The 25,723-nt window shown below is 66.6% G+C and carries 16 protein-coding genes, 3 rRNA genes, 2 pseudogenes and 1 riboswitch; of the genes and pseudogenes, 5 read left to right on the top strand and 16 right to left on the bottom strand.

Annotation, left to right across the window (positions count from 1 at the left end; genetic code table 11):
• Positions 1-176: 176 nt before the first annotated feature.
• Positions 177-282: riboswitch (glycine riboswitch) on the bottom strand.
• Positions 249-515 (top strand): annotated as a pseudogene (locus V1460_RS36485) (PRC-barrel domain-containing protein); the annotation flags it as partial. (Overlaps the previous riboswitch by 34 nt.)
• A 173-nt stretch (positions 516-688) precedes the next feature.
• On the opposite strand, the gene V1460_RS22055 reads toward V1460_RS36485, so the two are convergent.
• The 13 genes from V1460_RS22055 to V1460_RS22115 all read right to left on the bottom strand — a co-directional run bounded on the left by V1460_RS22055 (position 689) and on the right by V1460_RS22115 (position 16,267).
• Positions 689-2,248, bottom strand: a complete 1,560-nt coding sequence (locus tag V1460_RS22055) for a DNA polymerase IV (protein ID WP_407077507.1) — start codon at positions 2,246-2,248, stop codon at positions 689-691.
• A 72-nt stretch (positions 2,249-2,320) separates the two neighbouring features.
• Positions 2,321-2,920, bottom strand: a complete 600-nt coding sequence (locus V1460_RS22060; RefSeq protein ID WP_407077508.1) for a MerR family transcriptional regulator — start codon at positions 2,918-2,920, stop codon at positions 2,321-2,323.
• Between the two features lie 180 nt (positions 2,921-3,100).
• Entirely contained in the window at positions 3,101-3,574 is a 474-nt protein-coding gene (locus tag V1460_RS22065; RefSeq protein WP_026281837.1) for a bifunctional nuclease family protein, read from the bottom strand.
• Positions 3,575-3,638: 64 nt separating this feature from the next.
• Positions 3,639-4,382 (bottom strand): MerR family transcriptional regulator, encoded by a 744-nt coding sequence (locus V1460_RS22070; RefSeq protein WP_338675358.1) that lies wholly within the window; start codon positions 4,380-4,382, stop codon positions 3,639-3,641.
• Between the two features lie 17 nt (positions 4,383-4,399).
• Positions 4,400-5,338 (bottom strand): FHA domain-containing protein, encoded by a 939-nt coding sequence (locus V1460_RS22075; protein ID WP_338678147.1) that lies wholly within the window; start codon positions 5,336-5,338, stop codon positions 4,400-4,402.
• A gap of 81 nt (positions 5,339-5,419) precedes the next feature.
• Complete coding sequence (locus tag V1460_RS22080; protein ID WP_338675359.1) at positions 5,420-6,364, bottom strand: DUF881 domain-containing protein; 945 nt, start codon at positions 6,362-6,364, stop codon at positions 5,420-5,422.
• A 23-nt stretch (positions 6,365-6,387) separates the two neighbouring features.
• Positions 6,388-6,720 (bottom strand): small basic family protein, encoded by a 333-nt coding sequence (locus tag V1460_RS22085; RefSeq protein ID WP_242332811.1) that lies wholly within the window; start codon positions 6,718-6,720, stop codon positions 6,388-6,390.
• A complete protein-coding gene (locus tag V1460_RS22090) occupies positions 6,717-7,649 on the bottom strand; it encodes a DUF881 domain-containing protein (RefSeq protein WP_338675360.1) in 933 nt (310 codons plus the stop codon). Before V1460_RS22090 ends, V1460_RS22085 begins: the two co-directional genes overlap by 4 nt.
• A 120-nt stretch (positions 7,650-7,769) precedes the next feature.
• Entirely contained in the window at positions 7,770-10,265 is a 2,496-nt protein-coding gene (locus V1460_RS22095) for a mannose-1-phosphate guanyltransferase (protein ID WP_338675361.1), read from the bottom strand.
• Between the two features lie 114 nt (positions 10,266-10,379).
• Positions 10,380-10,988: a CDP-alcohol phosphatidyltransferase family protein gene (locus tag V1460_RS22100; protein ID WP_338675362.1), complete on the bottom strand. Its 609-nt coding sequence runs from the start codon at positions 10,986-10,988 to the stop codon at positions 10,380-10,382.
• Positions 10,989-11,119: 131 nt separating this feature from the next.
• Positions 11,120-11,236, bottom strand: a 5S ribosomal RNA gene (gene rrf / locus V1460_RS22105).
• Positions 11,237-11,315: 79 nt separating this feature from the next.
• A 23S ribosomal RNA gene (locus V1460_RS22110) occupies positions 11,316-14,437 on the bottom strand.
• Between the two features lie 304 nt (positions 14,438-14,741).
• Positions 14,742-16,267, bottom strand: a 16S ribosomal RNA gene (locus V1460_RS22115).
• Together the 16S, 23S and 5S rRNA genes form the textbook arrangement of a ribosomal RNA operon.
• A 117-nt stretch (positions 16,268-16,384) precedes the next feature.
• On the opposite strand from V1460_RS22115, the gene V1460_RS22120 reads away from it, so the two are divergent.
• The 3 genes from V1460_RS22120 (at position 16,385) to ptsP (ending at position 19,046) form a co-directional block, all read left to right on the top strand.
• Complete coding sequence (locus V1460_RS22120; protein WP_338675363.1) at positions 16,385-16,666, top strand: hypothetical protein; 282 nt, start codon at positions 16,385-16,387, stop codon at positions 16,664-16,666.
• Positions 16,667-16,924: 258 nt separating this feature from the next.
• The gene (locus V1460_RS22125; protein WP_338675364.1) at positions 16,925-17,374 is read left to right on the top strand and encodes a PTS glucose transporter subunit IIA; all 450 of its coding nucleotides are present in this window, start codon (positions 16,925-16,927) and stop codon (positions 17,372-17,374) included.
• A 1-nt stretch (position 17,375) separates the two neighbouring features.
• Positions 17,376-19,046, top strand: a complete 1,671-nt coding sequence (gene ptsP / locus V1460_RS22130) for a phosphoenolpyruvate--protein phosphotransferase (protein WP_338675365.1) — start codon at positions 17,376-17,378, stop codon at positions 19,044-19,046.
• 69 nt (positions 19,047-19,115) lie between these two features.
• Here the strand turns inward: ptsP and V1460_RS22135 are convergent.
• A pseudogene (locus tag V1460_RS22135) lies at positions 19,116-20,059 on the bottom strand (hypothetical protein).
• 93 nt (positions 20,060-20,152) lie between these two features.
• Entirely contained in the window at positions 20,153-22,141 is a 1,989-nt protein-coding gene (locus V1460_RS22140) for an acetoacetate--CoA ligase (protein WP_338675366.1), read from the bottom strand.
• 258 nt (positions 22,142-22,399) lie between these two features.
• Here V1460_RS22140 and V1460_RS22145 point away from each other — a divergent pair, with 258 nt between their 5' ends.
• Positions 22,400-24,799: a TIM-barrel domain-containing protein gene (locus tag V1460_RS22145; protein ID WP_338675367.1), complete on the top strand. Its 2,400-nt coding sequence runs from the start codon at positions 22,400-22,402 to the stop codon at positions 24,797-24,799.
• Between the two features lie 87 nt (positions 24,800-24,886).
• Here the strand turns inward: V1460_RS22145 and V1460_RS22150 are convergent, their stop codons facing one another.
• Positions 24,887-25,417 (bottom strand): NUDIX domain-containing protein, encoded by a 531-nt coding sequence (locus tag V1460_RS22150; RefSeq protein WP_338678148.1) that lies wholly within the window; start codon positions 25,415-25,417, stop codon positions 24,887-24,889.
• Between the last annotated feature and the right edge of the window lie 306 nt (positions 25,418-25,723).

Raw genomic sequence — 25,723 nt, forward strand, 5'->3', positions numbered from 1 at the left:
GTGAGGCCTCCTGGTCGATGCGACCTGCGAGGGGCACCACGGCGAGTGCCCGGACGGCCTCCCCCTCTGTCATCTGACCTGAGAGCTTCACCGGTCCGCCCGCTCACTGGCATTCCGGTTTTCACCGTCGGTGAGTGCGTATGCCGTGCGGCATCCGCCCTGCTTTCCAGAGTGACCTCACCCGTGCGGTACTTGGGCCTGAGAGATTCCGGGGAGGATTTGCTCCTTCGGCGGCTCCGGTACGCGTCATGCATGTCCGGGGCGCTCTCCCGCGCGGGGTCAACAGCCGTCTGCCAGCCTACCAGCGCGGTCTTCACCGGAAAGGTCGAGTGGCCGACCCCACAAAAGTGCACTTTCGTAGTACTTACGGAGCAGTGCGACCATGTGGAGGGACCGTGCAGACCGATATCGATCCGCGCAGCCTGATAGGCCGCAAGGCATTCGACCGCAACGGCACCAAGATCGGGACCGTGGACGAGGTGTACCTCGACGACGCGACCGGTGTCCCGGAGTGGGCAGCCGTGCGCACCGGCCTCTTCAGCAGGGACGCGTTCGTCCCACTGGAACCCAGCGAGCTGGCTACCGACGGACTGCACATCCCCTTCGAACGTGCTCTGATCAAGGATGCACCGGACTTCGGCGTCGGCCGGCATCTCTCCCCGGAGCAGGAACTCCAGCTGTACCACCACTACGGTCTCGACCTCCCCACGCCTTCGGAGAACCCGACACCTCCGCCGCCCGCGCCGAGCGGCGGTGGGTCACCGGCCCCCGGCGCTCCGGGCGACCGCGACTTCGGCCGGCTGGCCGGCAACGACGACCGGGAGGGCTGAGCACGCGCATCGCCCGGTGACGCTCCTTCCGCCGGAACAGCGGGGGGACTTCCGGGCATGACCAGGGGCAGCGGCTCCGACGGAGCCAGTTCGGGATCGTCCACGGCGAAGGTGCGCACCCGGCCCGGAGCGGTCGACCACGGTTCCTCGAAGCGGACCGTGACCCGTCCGAGGCCGCTGCCTTGCACCCAGCCGACACCGAAGCGGGCGTGTCGGACATCGTGCCCCGCTTGCCAGTGCCGCTCCGTCGGCGATTCGATCGGTGTCCGACCCGGATCGGCCTCCTCGTCGGCGGTGTCGCGCGGGACTCCCTCGTCCCCACCGGCCTGGCCGCCGGTGGCCTCGGCAGCGGCCTGGGCGAACAGATCCTCCTGGGTGTAGTCGGCGAGACCGCTCACACCCACCCCGAGCAGTCGCACCCCGCCCGTGGTGTCCACCGCGTCCAGCAGCCGGGCCGCCGCCTCCCGCACCACGGCCGCGTCGTCCGTCGGCCCGCGCAGGGTCTCCGACCTGGTCAGGGTGGAGAAGTCGAAACGGCGCACCTTCAGCACAATGGTCCGCCCCGAATGCCCGGAGGTCCGCAACCGCCGGACGCAGCGGTCGGCCAGGCGCTCCACTTCCAGCCTGATACGGACCCTGTCGTGCAGGTCGACGTCGAAGGTGTCCTCCACCGACACCGACTTCGCGTCACGCTCGGCCACCACGGGGCGATCATCGTGCCCCAGCGCCATCCTGAACAGCGATGCGCCATGGGCCTTCCCCAGCAGCCGCACGAGTTCGTCCTCGCCGGCTTCGGCGAGGTCGTCGACGGTGGTCATGCCGGCCCGCCTCAGATGCTCCCCGGTCGCCGGACCCACGCCGGGCAGGATGCGCACCGGCATGGGCGCCAGCAGCTCGCGTTCGGTGCCTGGTTCGATCAGCACCAAGCCGTCGGGTTTGGCCTGCTCCGATGCGATCTTCGCGAGCATCTTGGAACCGGCGAGGCCCACGGAGCCGGTCAGTCCCGTGACCGCGAGGATGTCCCTGCGCAGCCGTTCACCGGCCTCCCGCGCGGATCCGGAGCCATCGGCCGCACCACCCGCCTCCAGGTCCACGAACGCCTCGTCCAGGCTCAGCGGCTCCACCAGCGGTGACAGGCGGGCGAGCAATCCCATCACCTGGTCGCTCACCGAGCGGTAGAGCGAGAAGCGCGGGACGAGGTACGCGGCATTGGGGCAGCGGCGCCTCGCCTGCGCCATGGGCATCGCCGAGTGCACGCCGAAACTTCTCGCCTCGTACGACGCGGTGGCCACGACCCCACGGGGCCCGAGACCACCCACGACCACCGGTTTTCCGCGCAGGCTCGGCTTCGCCGCCTGCTCGGCGGCGGCGAAGAACGCATCCATGTCCAGATGCAGGATCAGCGGCGCGGATCTCACACCCCAGATGCTGCCCTACGCCACTGACAATCGCCCGCACAGGCGTACGAACGGGGTACGCGCGCCGACCGGTCAGCCGGCCCTGTCCCGACGACGTCTGGCCAGTTCGTCCGACGGATGGTGCCCGACCAGCGTCTCACCGGTGTCGACACGCTCACCGTGCAGCTCCGACAGCGCCGCTTCCACATCGCGCCACACCACACCCACGGCGATCCCGAAGATGCCCTGCCCGCCCTGGAGGAGGTCCACCACCTCATCGGGCGATGAGCACTCGTAGACGGTCGCGCCGTCGCTCATCAGGGTCAACCGCTCAAGGTCCGCGAAACCGCGTGCCCGCAGGTGCTGCACCGCCGCGCGGATGTTCTGCAGGGCGACCCCCGTGTCCAGGAAGCGCTTGACGATCTTGAGGACGACCACGTCGCGAAAGCTGTAGAGACGCTGGGTGCCCGAACCGTATGCCGCTCGGACACTCGGCTCCACCAGACCGGTACGCGCCCAGTAGTCGAGCTGCCGGTAGGTGATGCCTGCGGCGGCGCAGGCGGTCGGCCCCCGGTAGCCGACGGTCTCGGACGTGGCGTCATACGCCGCGTTCATGTGAAGCGGATACGGCCCACCGTGCCCCGGATTGACTCCGAGGGACCCCCCTGCCGCACCGTCGCCGCTGGTTCTCACGCCGACCTCCGTCCTTGACCTGCAAACTCGACGGTAGGCAGTCGCCCGGGGCGCGTCAACGATCGCCACACTCGGCACGCCGAGTGATAATCACCCGAAGAGTGGTTTTCGATGACCCCTCATCGGGAAGGAATCACCGGTTATGCGACCCCACTCGAACCGGTGACCGGCGTTGCCCGCTCACTGACTGCTGGAGCCGAAATCCTCGGGCGAGATCTGGTCGAGGAACTCGCGGAACTTCTCCACCTCGTCCTCCTGCTCGTCCGGGATCGCGATCCCCGCGTCGTCCAGCACACCGTCACTGCCGTAGATCGGCGTGCCGGTGCGCAGCGCGAGCGCTATGGCGTCGGACGGCCTCGCACTCACCTCCACCCCGCTGGCGAAGACCAGCTCGGCGTAGAACACACCCTCACGCAGGTCAGTGATGCGGACCTCGGTGAGTTCCTGCCCGACCGCCTCCAGTACGTCCTTGAAAAGGTCATGGGTCAGCGGCCTGGCGGGGGCCATGCCCTGCTGGGCGAAGGCGATCGCGGTCGCCTCGCCGGGGCCGATCCAAATGGGGAGGTAACGATCGCCTCCCACTTCGCGCAGGAGCACGATCGGCTGGTTGGAAGGCATTTCCACCCGGACACCCACAACATCGAGCTCGTTCACACAGCAACCCTAGGACGTGCCCGGCAGGTTTGGGTAGTCGGGTTCCCCCAAGATCAGCCCGAGCTCAGCGCAACCTGACACCCAGGGCCGTCTGCACCAAGGCGGCGTGCAGCCTGACGGAGAGGTCGGCGAGCTCCTTGGTGGTGGCCTCCGCATGCGCCCTGGTCTGGGGATTGCGATGCCGTCGCAACGGTGCGACCACTTGTTCGACCAATCCGGCCTCGCGGTCGGCGGCAGCCTTCATGGCCCGCAGGTGTCGGGGTTCCAGACCGAAACGACCCAGGTGCGCCACCAGTTTGGCCACCGTCACGGACTGCGCGTCATAAGCACCGTCCGCAGCGGAGGTGATCAGGCCGTACGACTCCCAGGTGGCCAGCTCGTCCTCGGTGATCTCAGCGGCGGCCAGCAGCTCCGACCTGCCCACCCGCGCCGCGGTCGGCCCCTCGCGCTCCGGGTCTTCCCCTGGCTGGTAGATGCCGTCCGGAGTGCTCTGGGATCGATGAGCGGGCGGGTCGCCTCGCTCCAGGGCATCGAGCTGCTCACGGATCACTTTGAGGGGCAGATAGTGATCCCGCTGCATCCGCAGGACCTGGGCGAGCCGCTCGACATCCTCCGGGCTGAACTTGCGATAGCCAGAAGCGGTGCGCCGCGGCTCGACCAGACCCTCGCTCTCCAGGAAGCGGATCTTGGAGATGGTGACTTCGGGGAACTCGTCCCGCAGCTGGTTCAGCACCGAGCCGATGCTGACCAGCCGGTCGCCACCGGCGGTGCCGCGCGCGGCACCGCCCGCCGGTTTTGTTCGCAGCATGGACCTTCCCTGAGGGGTCACACGCCCCGCTGGCTCGAGTAGAAGACCAGCCGGTACTTGCCGATCTGGACCTCGTCACCGTTCGACAGCAGGACCGAGTCGATCGGCTCCCGGTTGACATAGGTACCGTTCAGGCTGCCGACGTCGGTGACGGTGAAGCTGCCGTCAGGCGTCCTGCGGAACTCCACATGCCGCCGGGACACGGTGAAGTCGTCCAGGAAGATGTCGCTCTGCGGATGCCGGCCCGCCGTGGTGAGCTCACCGTCCAGCAGGAAGCGGCTACCGGAGTTCGGCCCACGCCGTACCACCAGCAGCGCCGAGCCCATGGGCAGCGCGTCGACCGCGGCCTGCGCCTCGGGCGACAGCGAGGGAACGGCGGTCTGGCCCGTCACCTCGGCGTCGTATGCCTCGAGACCCGAGATGGAGATGGTCGACGTGGTCTCCGCCGCGCGCTCCGCCTGAGCCCCGGCCCGCAGCGGTGCCCCGCAGTTCGAGCAGAAACGGCTGGTCTCGGCGTTGCGGTGCCCGCACCGCGTACATACCGGCATGGACGGATCCTCCTGCCGCGGCTGCCCCGCGGGGGCCTGTGAGGCGTACGGATCCGAGGGAAACCCTCCACCCGTACTTGAGGTTGACGGTTCTCCGAAACCTATGCGGCCGGGACCGGCAGGGTCAACACCAGACGCGCCTTGGCCGCCCGGAATGTCACCGGCTCCACCGGGGGCCTCGTCCCGGAACAGCGGACGCTCGCCCTCCTGCTCCGCCTCCTGGCCATGGCGCGGTGCACGATGACGGGCGGAGCCGCCGTCCTCGCGTGCGCTCTTGCCGAACAACTTCGCAAACAACTTCACGGGCGATTCCCCTTGACCGAAACAGACCCGCCCGTAAGGCAGGAATCCCGATTGACCACGCCTGCCGACCCGGACAACTTCACAACGTCCGTACCCTCCGGACAGTTTCCACCACTCAGCACCCTTACGATGCGCCGACCCCCCGCAACCTCATGCCCTTGTCCGGTCCCCTCATGCTCTCCCGTCTCATGAAGAGGACGACTGAGCGTAGTCAGGCCGTTCCACCGATCGCAAGGCGTCCACAACGATCTTCTCCGACCGGGTCACCGTAGCCGTGGCCTGCTCCTTTTCCAGGGTCTGAACCACGCCTCCGGGGATGTTCAACGCCGGTTCGAGGTCCTGCGGCTTGCCGATGACCCTGAACTCGTACGGAGCACTGATCTTCGTCCCGTCGATCCGGATGTCGCCACCGCTGCCGGAGAAGTAGGTGTCGGCGACCACCCGGACGTCGTTGATCTGGACAGCCTCGGCGCCCGCGGCGCGCAGCTCCTGGATGGCGTCCAGCAGCATGTCAGGCTCCACGGCTCCGGCATTGTCGATCGTCAGGGTGATGCCCGGGCCCTCAGCCTTCACCGTACCGGCGAGAATCCCCAGCTGACGCTCCTTTTCCTGGGTCTGACGACGCGCCTCCTCGGCCTGGTCCGAACTGGTCTCCAGCTCGGTCCGCTGGTCCTCGAGACGCTGCTTCTCATCTTCCAGACGCTTGGTTCGGTCATCGAGTTCATCGAGGATGCGAATGAGATCCTCCTGGCGCGCTCCCCGCAGGGCGCTGTTGTCACTCGTGGACTGGACCTGGATGGCCAGACCGAGCCCCAGGACGAACAGCAGCAGCGCGACCACCAGTTGCGCGCGCGTGACACGCGGCGGCCACAGGCCGGCGATCAGCCGCTGACGGCCGGTCATCTCTGCATCGGTGGGAGTGCCCGGCTCCTCCGCGGCCTCCGGACCATCGGCGCTCTCGGGCACATCAGCGGCCCGCGCCGGACTCACCGGCTCGTGGGCGCTCTCAGGCCCGGGCTGCCCAGCTCTCCCGGTGCTCGCTACGCGGTCGGCGCTCTCGGGGTGCTTGTGGCGCTCGCGGTTCCCAGGGTGCCCGTGGTTCTCGGGGTGCTCGGCGTTCCGCGCGGTCATCGGCTCGTGCTCCTGCATCGGTCTCACGCCCGGAAGACATGGCGGCGGATGGCAGCCGCGTTGGAGAAGATCCGGATACCCAGCACCACCACCACACCCGTCGACAGCTGGGCACCGACGCCCAGCTTGTCGCCGAGGAACACGATCAGGGCGGCGACCACGACGTTCGACAGGAAGGAGACCACGAAGACCTTGTCGACGAAGATCCCGTCGAGCATGGCGCGCAGACCGCCGAATACCGCGTCCAGGGCCGCGACCACGGCGATCGGCAGGTAGGGCTCGACCACCGCCGGTACTTCGGGGCGGAGCAACAGTCCCGCCACGACTCCCACGACGAGGCCCAGTACGGCGATCACGATGTGCCCTTCCCTGTCTCTGAGTCTTCCGTGCCCGGACGCGTGCCTGCCCGGGCATCAGCGGTCCTCGGCTGTGCGGTACGCACTATCAGGCTCGGCGCAGCCGGCAGGCGCACCTCTTCCTGGGGAGAGATGGTGCTTCGGATGCCGAAGTTCTCTTCCAGCGCGTGCAGATACTGTCCGTCGACGCTGTCCTGGAAGACCGTCCCCAGCTTCTTGGCGTTCCCGACGGCCAGGACCGTGTAGGGCGGCACCAGCGGCTTGTTGTCGACCAGTATGGCGTCACCCGCCGCCCGGATCGCGGACAGGGCGGTCAGCCGCTGGCCGTTGATGGCGACGGCCTCGGCACCCGACTCCCACAGGCCGTTCACGACGCGCTGCATGTCCCGGTCGCGTACTCGGCCCGTGTCGGAGAACCCGGAGCTCTCACGGGGCCCGCCGCCGTCGGCCTCGGTGCCCTTGGCGTCGTCCACGACGAGCTTGACCCCCGGACCGTGCACCTCCGTGTCGCCGGAAAGCAGACCGACCAGCTCGGCCCGGTCACCGCCGTGCTTCTCCAGCGCCTTGCGCTGCCGCTCCCCCACCTCGTCACGAAGGCGCTCCACATCGGCTTCGAGTGTGTCGGCGGCCGCCGTCTCGGCATCGATGCGGTCGATGAGCTCCTCACGCTCCTTCGCCACCACCGGTGCCGATATCCGCGCCTGAGCCGCGCCCAACGTCACCACAAGTGCGGCCAGCACCAGGCCCGCGGCAAGACCGAGCTTGGCCCGCAGCGGCTTCGACAGGACTGCGCCCTCCGCGTCCCTGCGAGCAGCCGCCTCCGCATAGCCGTCATCCAGGCTGTGGTCCATCACGTTGGTCAGCAGCGACATCGACGCATCAGGACGAGTTGGCGGGGCTGTGCTCCGAACGGGGGGCTGCTGCGGCATGCCGCACATCGTCGCACGTCGCCCCCGCTACCGCCGAATGGCCCCACCTGTGTGCCGGAAGGCGTTCCTCGCCGCCGCCTTCCGGCACACAGCTGCCTGCCTGGGGCTACGGCAGCGGCTTCAGTTCCCGGCGCTCTCCACGACACGCGACCACTCGTCGAGCAGCGCCTGAGCAGAGGCGTCATCAGGGCCCTCGGCCCACAGATGGGTGACGGCCTCAGCCGGGTCGGGCAGCACCATGACCCAGCGTCCGTCCGCCTCGACCACGCGCACTCCGTCGGTGGTGTCGACGGAACGGTCTCCCGCCGCCTCGACCACCCTGCGCATGACAAGCCCCTTGACCGCCCACGGGGTCGCCAGATCACGCTTCAGCACATGCGCCCGCGGAATCCGGGCGTCGATCTGGCTGAGTGTGAGCTGAGTACGTGCGACCAGCCCCAGCAGCCGGACAAAGGCCGCCGTGCCGTCGAAGACGCTGCTGAACTCCGGGATGATGAACCCGCCACGTCCGTCTCCGCCGAAGATCGTGGAGTCCTCCCGGCAGACCCGGGTCAGGTCGTCGGGCGATGTCGTGGTCCATTCGACCTGGGTCCCGTGGTAGGCGGCGACCTGCTCGGCGATACGCGTCGTGGTCACCGGCAGCGCGACCCGCCCGCTGCGCCGCTCCGCGGCGACGAGGTCGAGCATCACGAGCAGGGCCCGGTCGTCCTCCACGATCCGGCCACGCTCGTCGACGAGCGACAGCCGCTCACCCACCGTGTCGAAGCGCACTCCGAAGGCGGCCCGAGCCGATGCGACGATCTCCCCGAGCCTCACCAGGCCTCTCCTGCGCGCGTCAGTGGTCTCGGTGGGCCGTGATTCGTCCAGCCCCGGGTTGATCGTCAGCGCGTCCACGCCGAGCCGACCGAGAAGGCTGGGAAGGACGAGGCCCGCACTTCCGTTCGATGCGTCGACAACGACCTTGAGGCCGGCGTCGGAGATCCCCGTCGTGTCGAGCTGCCGCAGCAGGGTGCCCGTGTACGAGTCGAAGACGCTGGCCGGGAAGGAAAGGTCACCGATCTCACCGGGGAAGGCCCTACGGTACTCCTGGCGTGCGTAGACCCGGTCCAGCTTGCGCTGCCCGGCCTGGGACAGGTCAGCCCCTCGCTCGTCGAAGAACATGATGTCCACGGAGTCGGGCACCCCGGGCGATGTGCGGATCATGATTCCGCCGGCGCTGCCGCGCGCCGTCATCTGACGTGCCACGGGGAGCGGCACGTTCTCGAGGTCGCGTACGTCGATGGCGCTGGCCTGGAGCGCCGAGATGACAGCCCGCTTGAGTGCCCGCGCGCCACGGGAGTGGTCACGTGCCGTGGTGACGGTCGCGCCCTTCTTCAGGGTGGTGGCGTACGCGCCCGCGAGCCGCACGGCCAGTTCCGGGGTGATCTCCACGTTCAGGATCCCCGAGACTCCGCGGGCGCCGAACAGGTTCGCCTGGCCCCGCGACTCCCAGATCACGGAGGTGTTGACGAAGGCGCCCGCCTCGATCGTCTTGAACGGGTAGACCCGCACATTGCCCTGGACAATCGATTCCTCACCGATGAGGCACTCATCGCCGATCACAGCGCCGTCCTCGATGCGCGCGGCCCGCATGATGTCGGTGTTCTTCCCGATCACACAGCCGCGCAGGTTGCTGTGCTGCCCGATGTAGACGTTGTCGTGGATGACGGCTCTGTGGAGGAAAGCGCCGCTCTTGACCACGACGTTGGAGCCGACCACGGTATGCTCGCGGATTTCCACGTCCGCTTCCACCTTGGCGTAGTCGCCGACATACAAGGGCCCGCGGAGTACCGCGTCGGGGTGCACCTCGGCCCCCTCGGCGACCCATACGCCCGGGGAGATCTCGAAGCCATCGATATCCACGTCGACCTTGCCTTCGAGAACGTCGGCTTGCGCCTTGACATAGCTCTCGTGGGTGCCGACGTCCTCCCAGTAGCCGTCCGCGATATAGCCGTAAATCGGCTTGCCTTCCTTCATGAGCTGCGGAAAGACATCGCCTGACCAGTCCACGGACACATCGGCTTCGACATAGTCGAAGACCTCGGGCTCCATGACGTAGATACCGGTGTTCACGGTGTCGGAGAAGACCTGCCCCCAGGTGGGCTTCTCAAGAAACCTCTCAACCTTTCCGTGCTCGTCGACGATCGTGATGCCGAATTCCAACGGGTTCGGCACACGCGTCAGACACACCGTGACCATCGCGCCCTTTTCCTTGTGGAAGGCGATGAGGTCGGTCAGGTCGAAGTCGGTGAGAGCGTCTCCGGAGATGACGAGGAACGCGTCGTCCTTGAGTGCGTCCTCGGCGTTCTTCACGCTCCCGGCAGTGCCGAGCGGCTTCTCCTCATGGGCGTAGGTGAGCTCCATCCCCAGTTCTTCACCATCGTCGAAATAGTTCTTGACGAGGGATGCGAGGAACTGGACGGTTACGACGGTCTCAGTGAGCCCATGCCGCTTCAGCAGGCGCAGCACATGCTCCATGATCGGCCGGTTCACCACCGGCAGGAGCGGCTTGGGCATGCTCGAGGTCATGGGGCGAAGCCGTGTTCCTTCGCCACCAGCCATCACGACGGCCTTCATGTCGGAAGCGTCCTCCTTGAAGAGACGACGGTCTAGCCGACTTCACCCATCCGGGCAGGCCCCTGTAGGTCTTGTACGGGCCGGCGGGATTCTGCACGACTCCGGGCAGATGGCTCAATCGGCCATGCGATCCGCCTTGACGAGTCGGCGGACCTGGACCACGTAGAGGATCCCTGCCCACCAATACAGAGTTGTACCCCATCCAGCGAACGCCCATCCGAAAATCTGGGCAAGTGATGCAAGCCAGCTGTTTCCATCACTCAAGAGGAGCAATGGGAACGCGTACATCAGGTTGAAGGTTGCAGCTTTCCCGAGGAAGTTCACCTGCGGCGGGGGATACCCATGCCGGCGGAGGATTGCCACCATCACAAGCAGCATCACCTCTCTGGCCAGCAGGACCGCGGTAAGCCACAGCGGCAGGATCCCACGCCATGTGAGGCCCACGAGGGTGGAAAGAATGTAGAGACGGTCAGCAGCGGGATCGAGGATGCGCCCGAGGCTGCTGATCTGGTTCCAGCGACGGGCGAGCTTTCCGTCGAGGTAGTCGCTGATGCCGCTGAGCGCGAGCACGAGCAGTGCCCAGCCATCGGCCTTCGGCCCCCCGAACTCGGGCAGGAGGATCAGCCACAGGAACAGCGGCACGCCGAGGAGGCGCGCCATGCTGAGAATGTTGGGGATGGTGAGCACCCGGTCCGTCTGAACGCGAGTCTCCTGGACCTCCACCCGGGGGCCTCCTGTGGTGAACGTGTCGATGATGCCCCTGACCTTACCTTCAGGCCTGGCGTGCCCGTAAAGAGGGGTAATGCAAAAAAGCCGTGACCCCGGACTATGTCCGGGGTCACGGCTGAAGAATTGTTCGGCGGTGTCCTACTCTCCCACAGGGTCCCCCCTGCAGTACCATCGGCGCTGAAAGGCTTAGCTTCCGGGTTCGGAATGTAACCGGGCGTTTCCCTAACGCTATGACCACCGAAACACTATGAAGATATCCAACACAAACCAGCAAACGGCCTGTTCGTTACTTCAGAACTAACACAGTGGACGCGAGCAACTGAGGACAAGCCCTCGGCCTATTAGTACCGGTCAACTCCACACGTTACCGTGCTTCCATATCCGGCCTATCAACCCAGTCGTCTACTGGGAGCCTTACCCCATCAAGTGGGTGGGAGTCCTCATCTCGAAGCAGGCTTCCCGCTTAGATGCTTTCAGCGGTTATCCCTCCCGAACGTAGCCAACCAGCCATGCCCTTGGCAGGACAACTGGCACACCAGAGGTTCGTCCGTCCCGGTCCTCTCGTACTAGGGACAGCCCTTCTCAAGACTCCTACGCGCACAGCGGATAGGGACCGAACTGTCTCACGACGTTCTAAACCCAGCTCGCGTACCGCTTTAATGGGCGAACAGCCCAACCCTTGGGACCGACTCCAGCCCCAGGATGCGACGAGCCGACATCGAGGTGCCAAACCATCCCGTCGATATGGACTCTTGGGGAAGATCAGCCTGTTATCCCCGGGGTACCTTTTATCCGTTGAGCGACGGCGCTTCCACAAGCCACCGCCGGATCACTAGTCCCGACTTTCGTCCCTGCTCGACCCGTCGGTCTCACAGTCAAGCTCCCTTGTGCACTTACACTCAACACCTGATTGCCAACCAGGCTGAGGGAACCTTTGGGCGCCTCCGTTACCCTTTAGGAGGCAACCGCCCCAGTTAAACTACCCATCAGACACTGTCCCTGATCCGGATCACGGACCCAGGTTAGACATCCAGCACGACCAGAGTGGTATTTCAACGACGACTCCACAACCACTGGCGTGGCCGCTTCAAAGTCTCCCACCTATCCTACACAAGCCGAACCGAACACCAATATCAAACTGTAGTAAAGGTCCCGGGGTCTTTCCGTCCTGCTGCGCGAAACGAGCATCTTTACTCGTAGTGCAATTTCACCGGGCCTATGGTTGAGACAGTCGAGAAGTCGTTACGCCATTCGTGCAGGTCGGAACTTACCCGACAAGGAATTTCGCTACCTTAGGATGGTTATAGTTACCACCGCCGTTTACTGGCGCTTAAGTTCTCAGCTTCGCCCCACCGAAATGGAGCTAACCGGTCCCCTTAACGTTCCAGCACCGGGCAGGCGTCAGTCCGTATACATCGCCTTACGGCTTCGCACGGACCTGTGTTTTTAGTAAACAGTCGCTTCTCGCTGGTCTCTGCGACCACCCCCAGCTCACCGAGTAAATCGGATCACCAGACGTGGCCCCCCTTCTCCCGAAGTTACGGGGGCATTTTGCCGAGTTCCTTAACCATAGTTCACCCGAACGCCTCGGTATTCTCTACCTGACCACCTGAGTCGGTTTAGGGTACGGGCCGCCATGAAACTCGCTAGAGGCTTTTCTCGACAGCATAGGATCATCCACTTCACCACAATCGGCTCGGCATCAGGTCTCACCCTCGACAAGAGACGGATTTACCTATCTCTCGGGCTACACCCTTACCCCGGGACAACCACCGCCCGGGCTGGACTACCTTCCTGCGTCACCCCATCACTTACCTACTACCACCTTGGATCAGCGGCTCCACCACTCCGAGATTGTCCGAAGACGCACCCGGCGGCTTCACGGCCTTAGCATTAATGGATTCGATATTGGGCGCTTCAAAGCGGGTACCGGAATATCAACCGGTTGTCCATCGACTACGCCTGTCGGCCTCGCCTTAGGTCCCGACTTACCCTGGGCAGATCAGCTTGACCCAGGAACCCTTAGTCAATCGGCGCACACGTTTCCCACGTGTGTATCGCTACTCATGCCTGCATTCTCACTCGTGAACCGTCCACAACTCGCTTCCGCGGCTGCTTCACCCGGCACACGACGCTCCCCTACCCATCACAGTCCCCGTTAGGAGTACATACTGCAATGACACGACTTCGGCGGTACGCTTGAGCCCCGCTACATTGTCGGCGCGGAATCACTTGACCAGTGAGCTATTACGCACTCTTTCAAGGGTGGCTGCTTCTAAGCCAACCTCCTGGTTGTCTCTGCGACTCCACATCCTTTCCCACTTAGCGTACGCTTAGGGGCCTTAGTCGATGCTCTGGGCTGTTTCCCTCTCGACCATGGAGCTTATCCCCCACAGTCTCACTGCCGCGCTCTCACTTACCGGCATTCGGAGTTTGGCTAAGGTCAGTAACCCGGTAGGGCCCATCGCCTATCCAGTGCTCTACCTCCGGCAAGAAACACACGACGCTGCACCTAAATGCATTTCGGGGAGAACCAGCTATCACGGAGTTTGATTGGCCTTTCACCCCTAACCACAGGTCATCCCCCAGGTTTTCAACCCTGGTGGGTTCGGTCCTCCACGAAGTCTTACCTCCGCTTCAACCTGCCCATGGCTAGATCACTCCGCTTCGGGTCTTGAGCGTGCTACTCCAACGCCCTATTCGGACTCGCTTTCGCTACGGCTTCCCCACACGGGTTAACCTCGCAACACACCGCAAACTCGCAGGCTCATTCTTCAAAAGGCACGCAGTCACGAGAATGTGTAAACACACTCCGACGCTCCCACGGCTTGTAGGCACACGGTTTCAGGTACTATTTCACTCCGCTCCCGCGGTACTTTTCACCATTCCCTCACGGTACTATCCGCTATCGGTCACCAGGGAATATTTAGGCTTAGCGGGTGGTCCCGCCAGATTCACACGGGATTTCTCGGGCCCCGTGCTACTTGGGAATAACTCAAACGAGCCGCTGATGTTTCAGCTACGGGGGTCTTACCCTCTACGCCGGGCCTTTCGCATGCCCTTCGCCTACATCAACGGTTTCTGACTCGCCGACCAACCGGCAGATTGGTCAAAAGAAATCCCACAACCCCGCATGCGCAACCCCTGCCGGGTCTCACACACATACGGTTTGGCCTCATCCGGTTTCGCTCGCCACTACTCCCGGAATCACGGTTGTTTTCTCTTCCTGAGGGTACTGAGATGTTTCACTTCCCCTCGTTCCCTCCACACTGCCTATGTGTTCAGCAGCGGGTGACAGTCCATGACGACTGCCGGGTTTCCCCATTCGGACACCCCCGGATCAAAGCTCGGTTGACAGCTCCCCGGGGCCTATCGTGGCCTCCCACGTCCTTCATCGGTTCCTGGTGCCAAGGCATCCACCGTGCGCCCTTAAAAACTTGGCCACAGATGCTCGCGTCCACTGTGCAGTTCTCAAGCAACGACCAGCCACCCACCACCCCGCTGAGCAACAGCGAGTTCACTGGGGCCGGCAACCCGAAGGACGAGCAACGCTCGCACCCTCAGACACCCAACAGCGCGCCCGGCCCGACCCGATCGAGACCCTGCGTTCCACGCCGAAGCAGTACTAGCAGTCCCTCTACCTGATCGTGCCGAATAATCAACGTTCCACCCATGAGCAACCAGCATCGGACGTTCGCCGATGTTCTGGCCTCTGACCGACCGAAGCCGGTAAGAAATGCTCCTTAGAAAGGAGGTGATCCAGCCGCACCTTCCGGTACGGCTACCTTGTTACGACTTCGTCCCAATCGCCAGTCCCACCTTCGACAGCTCCCTCCCACAAGGGGTTGGGCCACCGGCTTCGGGTGTTACCGACTTTCGTGACGTGACGGGCGGTGTGTACAAGGCCCGGGAACGTATTCACCGCAGCAATGCTGATCTGCGATTACTAGCAACTCCGACTTCATGGGGTCGAGTTGCAGACCCCAATCCGAACTGAGACCGGCTTTTTGAGATTCGCTCCGCCTCGCGGCTTCGCAGCTCTTTGTACCGGCCATTGTAGCACGTGTGCAGCCCAAGACATAAGGGGCATGATGACTTGACGTCGTCCCCACCTTCCTCCGAGTTGACCCCGGCAGTCTCCTGTGAGTCCCCATCACCCCGAAGGGCATGCTGGCAACACAGAACAAGGGTTGCGCTCGTTGCGGGACTTAACCCAACATCTCACGACACGAGCTGACGACAGCCATGCACCACCTGTATACCGACCACAAGGGGGCGACCATCTCTGGCCGTTTCCGATATATGTCAAGCCTTGGTAAGGTTCTTCGCGTTGCGTCGAATTAAGCCACATGCTCCGCTGCTTGTGCGGGCCCCCGTCAATTCCTTTGAGTTTTAGCCTTGCGGCCGTACTCCCCAGGCGGGGAACTTAATGCGTTAGCTGCGGCACCGACGACGTGGAATGTCGCCAACACCTAGTTCCCAACGTTTACGGCGTGGACTACCAGGGTATCTAATCCTGTTCGCTCCCCACGCTTTCGCTCCTCAGCGTCAGTAATGGCCCAGAGATCCGCCTTCGCCACCGGTGTTCCTCCTGATATCTGCGCATTTCACCGCTACACCAGGAATTCCGATCTCCCCTACCACACTCTAGCCTGCCCGTATCGAATGCAGACCCGGAGTTAAGCCCCGGGCTTTCACATCCGACGCGACAAGCCGCCTACGAGCTCTTTACGCCCAATAATTCCGGACAACGCTCGCGCCCTACGTATTACCGCGGCTGCTGGCACGTAGTTAGCCGGCGCTTCTTCTGCAGGTACCGTCACTCTCGCTTCTTCCCTGCTGAAAGAGGTTTACAACCCGAAGGCCGTCATCCCTCACGCGGCGTCGCTGCATCAGGCTTTCGCCCATTGTGCAATATTCCCCACTGCTGCCTCCCGTAGGAGTCTGGGCCGTGTCTCAGTCCCAGTGTGGCCGGTCGCCCTCTCAGGCCGGCTACCCGTCGTCGCCTTGGTAGGCCATCACCCCACCAACAAGCTGATAGGCCGCGGGCTCATCCTGCACCGCCGGAGCTTTCAACCCTCCCCCATGCGGAGGAGAGTGGTATCCGGTATTAGACCCCGTTTCCAGGGCTTGTCCCAGAGTGCAGGGCAGATTGCCCACGTGTTACTCACCCGTTCGCCACTAATCCACCCCGAAAGGCTTCATCGTTCGACTTGCATGTGTTAAGCACGCCGCCAGCGTTCGTCCTGAGCCAGGATCAAACTCTCCGTGAATGCTTCCCCGTAATCGGGGCGAACACCACGAGAGCGGTGCGACCAGGAGGAATAGTCCCGATCGCACACAGCGTCCTCGCTGTGTTTTTTCAAAGGAACCTCGACCATCCGAACCGGATGGACGGGGTATCAACTAATCTGGCGTTGATTTTTGGCACGCTGTTGAGTTCTCAAGGAACGGACGCTTCCTTCGTACTCACCCACGGAACATTCTCCGAGGCTTTCCTCCAGGCGCTTCCCTTCGGTGTTTCCAGCTTAGCAGATCCGATTTCCGTTTCCGCCACCCGCTGGAGCGGGCTGCCGGACCGTTCTTTCGCTTTCGCGATTTCCCTTTCCGGCGGTCAAACCATATCAGCCTTTTCCCTGCTCTCTGACCGATCCACTTTCGTCAGCGTGTGAGCACACAAAACTGTGCCCTGCTTGAGATCAGTGGTTTCGATCAGTGATGAGGATCAAGCTTCAAAGGTGCTGCCCACCTGCGGGCTCATAGTGGCGCTCGCGGCCAGGCAGATCTACGACAGTACATGCCACCCACGAGTGAGGCAAATCGGCCCCGTCATGCGAGCCGTACCGTCAACTACCGGCGCTCAGGCGGAACCTGAACTTCCGGTGGCATACGCTCGAAGGCAGCACGCCGTCCATCCTGGGAGGCTCCCCATGACAGTCGTGACGTCGCCGCTGCCCGGCCGTGTGATCGGTTTGGCTGCCGTGCCAGATCCGGTGTTCTCCGGAGCGATGGTCGGTCCAGGAATGGCGATCGACCCCCCACGTGAGCTTTCCGAGGCCGTGTCACCCGTGGACGGCATCGTCGTCTCTCTTCATCCGCACGCCTTCGTCGTCGTGGACCGCGAAGGGCACGGCGTGCTGATCCATCTGGGCATCGACACCGTCCAGCTCAACGGGGCAGGCTTCGAGCTGCTCATCAACAAGGGAGACACGGTGGCCCGGGGCCAGGCCGTCATCCGCTGGAACCCGCAGGCGGTCGAAGAGGCAGGCAAGTCGCCCATCTGCCCCGTGGTGGCGCTCGAGGGTGCTGCCGGGTCTCTGGACGGGCTCCGCGAAGATGGGGATGTGAAGATCGGCGACGAGTTGTTCAGCTGGAGCTGAGATGAAGACAACGCTGCGGGGCCTCGGCGTGAGCCATGGGGTGGCGATCGGGCAGGTACGGCACATGGGGACCGCCTTGCTGGAGCCGCCGGCGAAGCAGATTCCGGTGGCGGAGGCGCAGCGGGAGCAGGGACGGGCTCGCCAGGCCGTCAAAGCGGTGGCTGCCGATCTGAACGCGCGTGGGCATCTGGCGGGGGGCGAGGCCCAGCATGTCCTGGAGGCACAGGCCCTGATGGCGCAGGATCCCGAACTGATGGCCGATGTGGAGCGTCGGATCGCGGTCGGAAGTACGGCCGAACGTGCGGTCTACGACGCGCTCTCCGCGTACCGGGCACTGCTTTCGGGCGCCGGGGAGTACCTGGCCGGGCGGGTCGCCGACCTGGATGACGTACGCAATCGGATCGTCGCGCGGCTGCTCGGTGTGCCCATGCCGGGTGTGCCGGACAGCGACGAGCCGTATGTGCTGATCGCCCGGGATCTCGCGCCGGCCGACACGGCATTGCTCGATCCCGGCCTGGTGCTGGGATTCGTCACCGAGGAAGGTGGCCCGACGAGTCACAGCGCGATTCTGGCGCGGGCACTGGGGGTGCCGGCGGTGGTGGCGCTGACCGGGGCCTGCGAGCTGGGCGAGGGCACGGTCATCGCGGTCGACGGCAGCACGGGCGAGGTGTTCGTGGAACCCGGTGCCGATGAGCGTGCGGAGCTGGCGCGGGTGGCTGCGGAGCGTAAGGCCGCGCTGGGTGCGGCAACGGGTCCGGGCGCGACCTCCGACGGACACAAGGTGCCGCTGCTGGCCAACATCGGCGGACCGGCCGACGTGCCGGCTGCTGTCGCGGCCGGGGCCGAAGGGGTCGGGCTGTTCCGGACCGAGTTCCTGTTCCTGGACGACAGCACCGCGGCGCCGTCGGAGGCGAGGCAGGTCGAGGTGTACCGCGAGGTGCTGGAGGCGTTCCCCGAGCGTCGGGTGGTCGTGCGGGTACTGGACGCCGGTGCGGACAAGCCGCTTGACTTCCTGACGCCGTCCGACGAACCGAATCCGGCGCTGGGCGTGCGCGGGCTGCGCGCGTTGCTTGATCACCCCGAGGTGCTGAGGACGCAGCTGAGGGCGTTGTCGAAGGCTGCCGAGGGCCTGCCGGTGTACCTGGAGGTGATGGCGCCGATGGTGGCGGACCGCGCCGATGCCAGGGCGTTCGCGCGGGCATGCCGTGAGGTGGGGTTGGAGGCGAAGTTCGGCGTGATGGTCGAGATCCCCTCGGCCGCCTTGCGGGCGCGTTCGGTGCTCAAGGAAGTGGAGTTCCTGTCCTTGGGCACCAATGACCTGGCGCAGTACACGTTCGCAGCCGACCGGCAGGTGGGTGCGGTGTCGCGGCTCCACGATCCGTGGCAGCCCGCGCTGCTCGATCTGGTCTCTGTGGCGGCGGAGGCGGCGCGGGCCGGGGGGAAGGGCTGCGGTGTGTGTGGCGAGGCGGCTTCGGACCCGCTGCTCGCGTGTGTGCTTGCGGGCCTCGGGGTTTCCTCTCTGTCGATGGGTGCGGCGTCGATCCCCTATGTGCGTGCGGCACTGGCGAAGTACACGTTGGCGCAGTGTGAGCGGGCCGCATCGGCCGCCCGGGCCGCCGATGGTGCAGCTGAGGCCAGGGCAGCGGCCCAAGGAGTGCTCTCCGGGGAGTAGCCGGGCCGCTCGGGGTTTCCAGGGGGCTGCCCGCGCCGACGGGGAGCCCCCGGTGTCGTTGCCTCCGGTTCAGTCGTGTGGGCTGCTGCCAGGTGGGTCGCCGAGGTCGAAGCCGGCTCGGTATTCGGCATGCGGATCCGGGGAGATCGGCTCCCCGGTGTCGGCGTCCGTGCAGTAGGCGCTGAAGACCTCGCCCTCTGTCAGCGGAAACAGCCCGCCGTTTCGGAGGCGCCAGCCCCGCAGCTGGTCAGGCGCGTCGTCGGTGCAGGTCCTCAGCACCAGTCCCCCGGGGCCTTCGAGTGCGAGGCCCGCGGCGAGCACGGCGACGAACTCCGCTCCTCGGGAGGAGTCGAATACGGCCGGGCTCGCCCGATCGGACACGACGTCGAGGGCGGCCAAGAGCTGTTCGCCGTCGGCGGGCACACTGCACACCAGGTGGTGTGTTCCGGGGCCCGCGTACGCGAGCAGTCGCAGCAGCAGCTCCGAGGCCTGGTCGAAGGCGGCGCGTCCGATGTCATCGCCGCAGCCGGCGCAGGCTCCCAGATCGTTCAGCAGGGAGGTCGCGTACTCCCAGGTGGCCTGCCGGGCAGAGTGGTCGATGAGCAGGGGCACGAGGTGCTGGATGGGCTGGCCGGTGTAGGCGACGGTGGGGCCCGGGCAGCGACTTCCGCCGTGAAGCGGCTGCGGCTGGCGGAGCTGTCCGGGTCGAGACCGGTCTCGGTGCAGTAGTGGGCGAATTCCTCCGGGTCGAAAAGCGCCACGGCGGTGTGGCCGCCCTGTTCGGAGAGCGCTCTGAGCAGGCCCTCGACGTGGTGCAGATAGTCGGCATGGTCGGCGAAGGTGAAGCTGCGGTAGTTCCGCATGGCGGTGAAGTCCCGCTCGTCCACGAGCAGGCCCACGGTGGTCGGCACGTCGCGCCGCAGGGCGCGGCGCGGTGATGGCTTCGGTGAGCGCGCTTCGGCCGTGTCGCGGGCGCGGCGCTTGTGCGTGCGGTGGTGTCCGGTGCTGGTCATGGTTCCCCTGGTCCCCGTGAGCCCTGCTGATCAGTGCTCACTCACCGTAACCGTGAGCACTGACAAACAGGGCGGGACCGGGGCGAACCGTGGTCAGGCGCGGGTACGAGCCAGATCCTCGTAGAACCGGAGCAGGTCGATGTCGTCGACCGATCCGGGATTGACCGCCTTGGCGAGGGGTGTGCCCTGGAGGAGGCGCTTGACGGGGACTTCGATCCGCTTGCCGGTCAGGGTGTGCGGGATGGCGGGGACTTCGATGATGTCGTCGGGGACGTGACGCGGGGACAGCTGTTCGCGGATGGTGCGCTTGACGCGCTCGCGGAGGTCGTCGTCGAGGGTGGCGCCGGGGGCGAGATGGACGAAGAGCGGCATCCAGTAGCCGCCGTTCGGTTCTTCGAGGCCGATGACGAGGGACTCGCGGATCTCGGGGAGCCGTTCGACGGCTTCGTAGATGTCGGCGGAGCCCATGCGGACGCCTTGGCGGTTGAGTGTGGAGTCGGAGCGGCCGTGGATGACGACCGAACCGTGGTCGGTGATGGTGATCCAGTCGCCGTGCCGCCAGACACCCGGGTATGTCTCGAAGTAGCTGTCCCGGTAGCGGCTGCCGTCCGGGTCGTTCCAGAAGTGGATCGGCATGGAGGGCATGGGGTTGGTGACGACGAGCTCGCCGACTTCGCCGGTGACGGCCTTGCCCTGCGGGTCCCAGGCCTGGAGGTCGGTGCCGAGGCAGGCGGCCTGGAGTTCGCCGATGTGGACCGGAAGGGTGGGTACGGCTCCGGCGAAGCAGCTGCACACGTCGGTGCCGCCGCTGACGGACGCGATCCACAGGTCTTCACGGACCTCGTCGTGTAGCCAGCGGAAGCCGTCGGGTGGCAGGGGGGAGCCGGTGGTCGCGACGCACTGGACGCGGGAGAGGTCGTGGTCGCGCCCTGGGTGCAGTCCGGCTTTGCGGCAGGCCATCACATAGGCGGCCGACGTACCGAAGAGAGTGGCGCCGGTGCGTTCGGCGATGGCCCACTGAGCGCCGGTGCCGGGGTAGCCGGGACTGCCGTCGTACAGGATGACGGTGGTGCCGGTGAGCAGGCCGGAGACGAGGAAGTTCCACATCATCCAGCCGGTGGAGGTGTACCAGAAGAAGCGGTCACCGGGGCCGAGGTCGCAGTGCAGGCCGAGCTGCTTGAAGTGTTCGAGCAGGATGCCGCCCTGGGACTGGACGATGGCCTTGGGGAGGCCGGTGGTACCGGATGAGTACAGGACCCACAGCGGGTGGTCGAACGGGACCTGCTCGAAGACCGGTTCGGCTGACCGGTCGGCCTCGGAGTCCGCGGAGACCAGGTCGGCCCAGGACAGGGCGCCGTCGGGGGCGGGGCTGCCGAGCAGGGGGATGTGGACGACGGCGCGCAGGGTGGGCAGTTCGCGGCGCAGTTCGGCGACCGTCTCGCGGCGATCGTGTTCCTTGCCGCCGTAGCGGTAGCCGTCGACGGTGAACAGGACGACCGGTTCGACCTGCTGGAAGCGGTCCAGGACGCTGCGGGCCCCGAAGTCGGGGGCGCAGGAGGTCCAGACCGCGCCGACGGCGGCGGCGGCGAGGAGAGCGGTCACCGCCTCCGGGATGTTGGGTAGGTAGCCGCTGACCCGATCGCCCGGGCGTACGCCGAGGGCGCGCAGCTCCGCGGCGAGCGCACCGACCTGGCGGCGCAGCTCGGACCAGCTGATCGGGGACATCTCCTGGGTCTCGTCCACATGGATCAGCGCCGGCTCATGGGCACGAGCGGGGTCTTCGGCGGCGCGCAGTGCATGCTCGGCGTAGTTGAGGGTGGCGCCGGTGAACCATCGGGCTCCGGGCATGGAGCGGTCACCGATGACCTGCTCGTACGGGGTGGAGAACCGTACGTCGAACCAGTCGGCGACCGCCCGCCAGAAGGTCTCCAGTTCGTCCACGGACCAGCGGTGCAGTGCCGCGTAGCCTCCGCCGGCCGGGGCTCCGTACCGCTCCGCGGCCCAGGTCTGGAACCGGGTGATCCGGGCTGCCGCGACGCGGTCGGCGTCGGGCTGCCAGAGCGGGGCAGGGCTTGCGGTCATGGGGCGTCTCCCGGCGGCTGTGTCTGTCGTGCGTGTACGCGTGTGGGCGTGTGTCCCGCACACGGGCATGGGTGTGCGCGTGACGCGGCTGCTGCTGACAGGGACGATGCCATGTGATCGTCTTGCGCGCCAGGGTTCCCCGCTCGTGGTGGGCCGGTGGCGGACGGGGCACGGTGCGCCTGCCCCGCTCTCCTGGCGTGGGTGAACGGGAGTTGAACCGTCCTCGCCGTCGCCCCGGCGGATGGCAGGGTGAGCGGCATGGACGGTCGGGAGCTGGTGCGCTCGGTGAAGGTGTTCGGGGCGGTGCGGGGCCTGCGGGCGGTGCGTTCGGCATGGCGCCGCAGACGTACGGACGCCTGGGGTCTGCCGCCGCGAGGTGCCGAGCGGGCACGGGTGCCGGGTACGGGCGTCGGTGCCGAGCCTTTGCCGGGCGGCGGGGTGGTGCGCTTCGCGCGCTCCCGGCTGAGGGTGCGGGTGGCGGTGGACGGCAGTGTTTTCTGGGGCTGGGACGGCGCGGAGCCCGAGCCCTCGTACGCGTTGGCGGGTCCTCCGCCGGCCGTGGATCCGCGCGCCGAGCTGGAGCCGGACAAGGACGGCGGCTGGCGGGTCGTTTCCCAGCGGGTGACTGTGGCGGTGTCGCGCCACGGGGCTGTGGAGGTCCGCACTCCGGGTGGGGTGGTGCTGCGCAGGGACCTGCCGCCGCGCTGGTGGGAACCGGTGGCAGGGGGCTCGGCGCGCTGGTCGCAGCGCGCCGAGGTGGGTGCGGACGCTCGGTTCTTCGGGCTGGGCGGGCGCTCGGCGGGGCCACGGCTGCGGGACGGCACGTACCGGATGTGGAACACGGACCCCGGGGGTGGTTTCGGGCCGGGTGACGATCCGCTGTACATCACCATGCCCGTGCAGGTGGTGGTCGCGGACGCGGGCACTCATCTGGCGTTCTACGACAACACCTGGGACGGCAGCATCGTGCTGCGCGAGGGGGAGGAGGGTGCGGGCTCGGGTCATGACCTGCCGGGCACGCTGGAGGTCCGGGCGAGCGGTGGTCCGCTCCGCTGCTGGGTGGTGGTGGGGACGCCGACGCGTCTGCTGCGCACCTGGACGGGCCTCACCGGCGCCCCCGCGGTGCCCCCGTCGTGGGCGCTGGGCCCGCAGCACGCCCGCTGGGGTTTCGGAAGTGCCAGGGAGGTACGCCGGGTGGTGGCGGGCTACCGGGACCACGGGCTTCCGCTGTCCGCGCTGCATCTCGACATCGACCACTACGACGGTCATCGGGTGTTCACCGTCGACCGGGAGCGCTTCCCCGATCTGCCGGGGCTCGCGCGGGACCTGGACGAGGATGGCGTGAAACTGGTGTCGATCGTCGATCCGGCGGTCAAGGAGGAGCCGGGGAACGCGGTATACGAGAGCGGTTCGGCGGCCGACGCCTTCGTGCGGGACACCCGGGGCAGGCGGGTGCGGGGGGTGGTGTGGCCGGGTGAGTGCGTCTATCCGGACTTCACGGACCCCCGGGTGCGCGACTGGTGGGGCGGGCTCTACGCGGAGCGTCTGGCACAGGGCTTCGCGGGGGTGTGGCATGACATGAACGAGCCCGTCTCCTTCGCGGCCTTCGGCGATACGACGCTGCCCTGCTCGGCCCGGCACTCCATGGAGGGGCGTGGCGGCGACCATCGCGAGGGCCACAATGTGTACGGACTGGCGATGGCGCGTGCGGGCTACGAGGGACTGCGACGGCTGCGGCCCGAAGAACGGCCCTTCCTGTTCTCGCGCTCCGGCTGGGCGGGGATGCAGCGGTACGGCGGGACCTGGTCCGGGGATGTGTCGACCGGGTGGCCGGGGCTGCGGGCCGCGCTGTCCCTGGTGATCGGACTGGGGCTGTGCGGGGTGCCGTATTCGGGTCCTGACGTGGGCGGTTTCGATGGGAGCCCATCGCCTGAGCTGTATCTGCGCTGGTTCCAGCTGGGCGCGTACCTGCCGCTGTTCCGGACGCATTCGGCGATCGACGCGGGCCGCAGGGAGCCGTGGGAGTTCGGTCCTGAGGTACTCGGTCATGCGCGGGCGGCGCTGCTGGAACGGGAGCGGCTGCGCCCGTACTTCGTCACCCTGGCTCATCTGGCACGGCTGACAGGCGCGCCGTATGTGCGCCCTGTGTGGTGGAACGCGCCGCGGGACCGTGCGCTGCGGGACTGCGAGGACGCCTTTCTGCTGGGCGACGCGCTGCTGGTCGCGCCGGTGCTGGAACCGGGGGCGGACCGGCGGGCGGTGCGGCTGCCGCGCGGGCGCTGGTACGACACGGTGACGGGGAGGGCGCACGAGGGGCCGGGACAGGTGCTGCTGGACGCGCCGCTGTCGCGGATTCCGGTGCTGGCACGGGCGGGTGCGGTGCTTCCGGTGCGCGGTGCGGACGGCGGTGTCGAGCTGGAGGTATGGGCGCCGGTGGCGGGGCGCCCCGGCGGCGGGCCTGTGGCCGGGGACTGCGGCGGTGTGTCCGCACGGGCCGAGGCCGGACGTCCTCAGGGCGAGCGGCCTGAGGCGGAGCGGCTCGACGTGGAGCGGTACACCTCGCGGCTGGCCGGTGAACGGGTGGTGGTGGAGCTCGTGACGGCGCACGGAGTGGTGGAGGCGAGTCGGCCGGTGCGGCTGAGGGGGCAGACCCGGTAGTGCTTTGCCAGATCGGATCAGCGAGCGGTTCCAGGACGCGCGGGCCCGGGTCCGGGCGAGATCCAAGCGAAGGACCTACGGCTGCCGCTAGGCGTAGTCGCCTGCGAACCAGCGGCGTACGGCGAGCGTGTGCAGTGGGAAGGCGAGCTCGGCGGGCTTGTGGAGCAGGTGCCAGCCCTCGGTCTCGTCGGTCGGCGCGGAGTGCGGGAGCCGGTCCGCGCGGCACTCCGGGAGCAGCCCGAACAGCAGCAGGTGGCCGCCGGGGGAGCTCAGCGCGTCGGCCAGCCGGACGTCCCGGTCGTCGGCTTCGATGCCGGTCTCTTCGCGCAGCTCGCGGACGACGGCGCGCTGCCACTCCTCGGCGTGGTCGATGAAACCGCCCGGCAGCGCGATCTCGCCGCACCGGGGCTCGATGGTCCGTGTGATGACGACGAGTCCGGTGCCGTGTGCCGTGGTGGCCGGGAGGAGGGCGACGGCGACCGGGAGAGGGTTGCGGTAGATGGTGTCGCCGCAGTGGACGCAGAGACGGGGCCAACCCGTGATGTCCTGCGGATAGCGGGTCCCACAGCTCGAACAGTGGGAGTCCCGGACGGGCACGGCGCTGCCCGTGCGGGACACGGCTGCCTGAGGCTCGCGAGGCTCGGTCACATGCCGGACTGTAACGCGGGACCGGGCTCTCAGGGCCGGATCGGCGAGATCCAGCACACCGGGAAGTCGTGGTCGGTGTCAGGGAACCGTTCCGCTGCGAGGGTGAAACGCCACGATTCCTCGCGGAGGTTGACGATTCCCACCGCTGGGAGGGCTGGTGCCACGTCAGGCAAGGTCCACCCCGTCGCGACTCCCCCAGAGCTTCGCCTGCGAGAACCCGGGGAGACCCCGTGCGCCGGACGCCGCTCCCTCACGCGCAAACGTCGCCTGACGCGG

It is taken from the genome of Streptomyces sp. SCSIO 30461, from assembly GCF_037023745.1.
GTDB lineage: Bacteria > Actinomycetota > Actinomycetes > Streptomycetales > Streptomycetaceae > Streptomyces.

Coding starts and splice junctions, on each gene's coding strand:
- V1460_RS22070 (WP_338675358.1), bottom strand. CDS start 4,382: ATGCTGCGAACAAAACCGGCGGGCGGTGCCGCGCGCGGCACCGCCGGT.
- V1460_RS22080 (WP_338675359.1), bottom strand. CDS start 6,364: ATGACCGCGCGGAACGCCGAGCACCCCGAGAACCACGGGCACCCTGGG.
- V1460_RS22090 (WP_338675360.1), bottom strand. CDS start 7,649: ATGCCGCAGCAGCCCCCCGTTCGGAGCACAGCCCCGCCAACTCGTCCT.
- V1460_RS22095 (WP_338675361.1), bottom strand. CDS start 10,265: ATGAAGGCCGTCGTGATGGCTGGTGGCGAAGGAACACGGCTTCGCCCC.
- V1460_RS22120 (WP_338675363.1), top strand. CDS start 16,385: ATGGACGGGGTATCAACTAATCTGGCGTTGATTTTTGGCACGCTGTTG.
- V1460_RS22125 (WP_338675364.1), top strand. CDS start 16,925: ATGACAGTCGTGACGTCGCCGCTGCCCGGCCGTGTGATCGGTTTGGCT.
- ptsP (WP_338675365.1), top strand. CDS start 17,376: ATGAAGACAACGCTGCGGGGCCTCGGCGTGAGCCATGGGGTGGCGATC.
- V1460_RS22140 (WP_338675366.1), bottom strand. CDS start 22,141: ATGACCGCAAGCCCTGCCCCGCTCTGGCAGCCCGACGCCGACCGCGTC.
- V1460_RS22145 (WP_338675367.1), top strand. CDS start 22,400: ATGGACGGTCGGGAGCTGGTGCGCTCGGTGAAGGTGTTCGGGGCGGTG.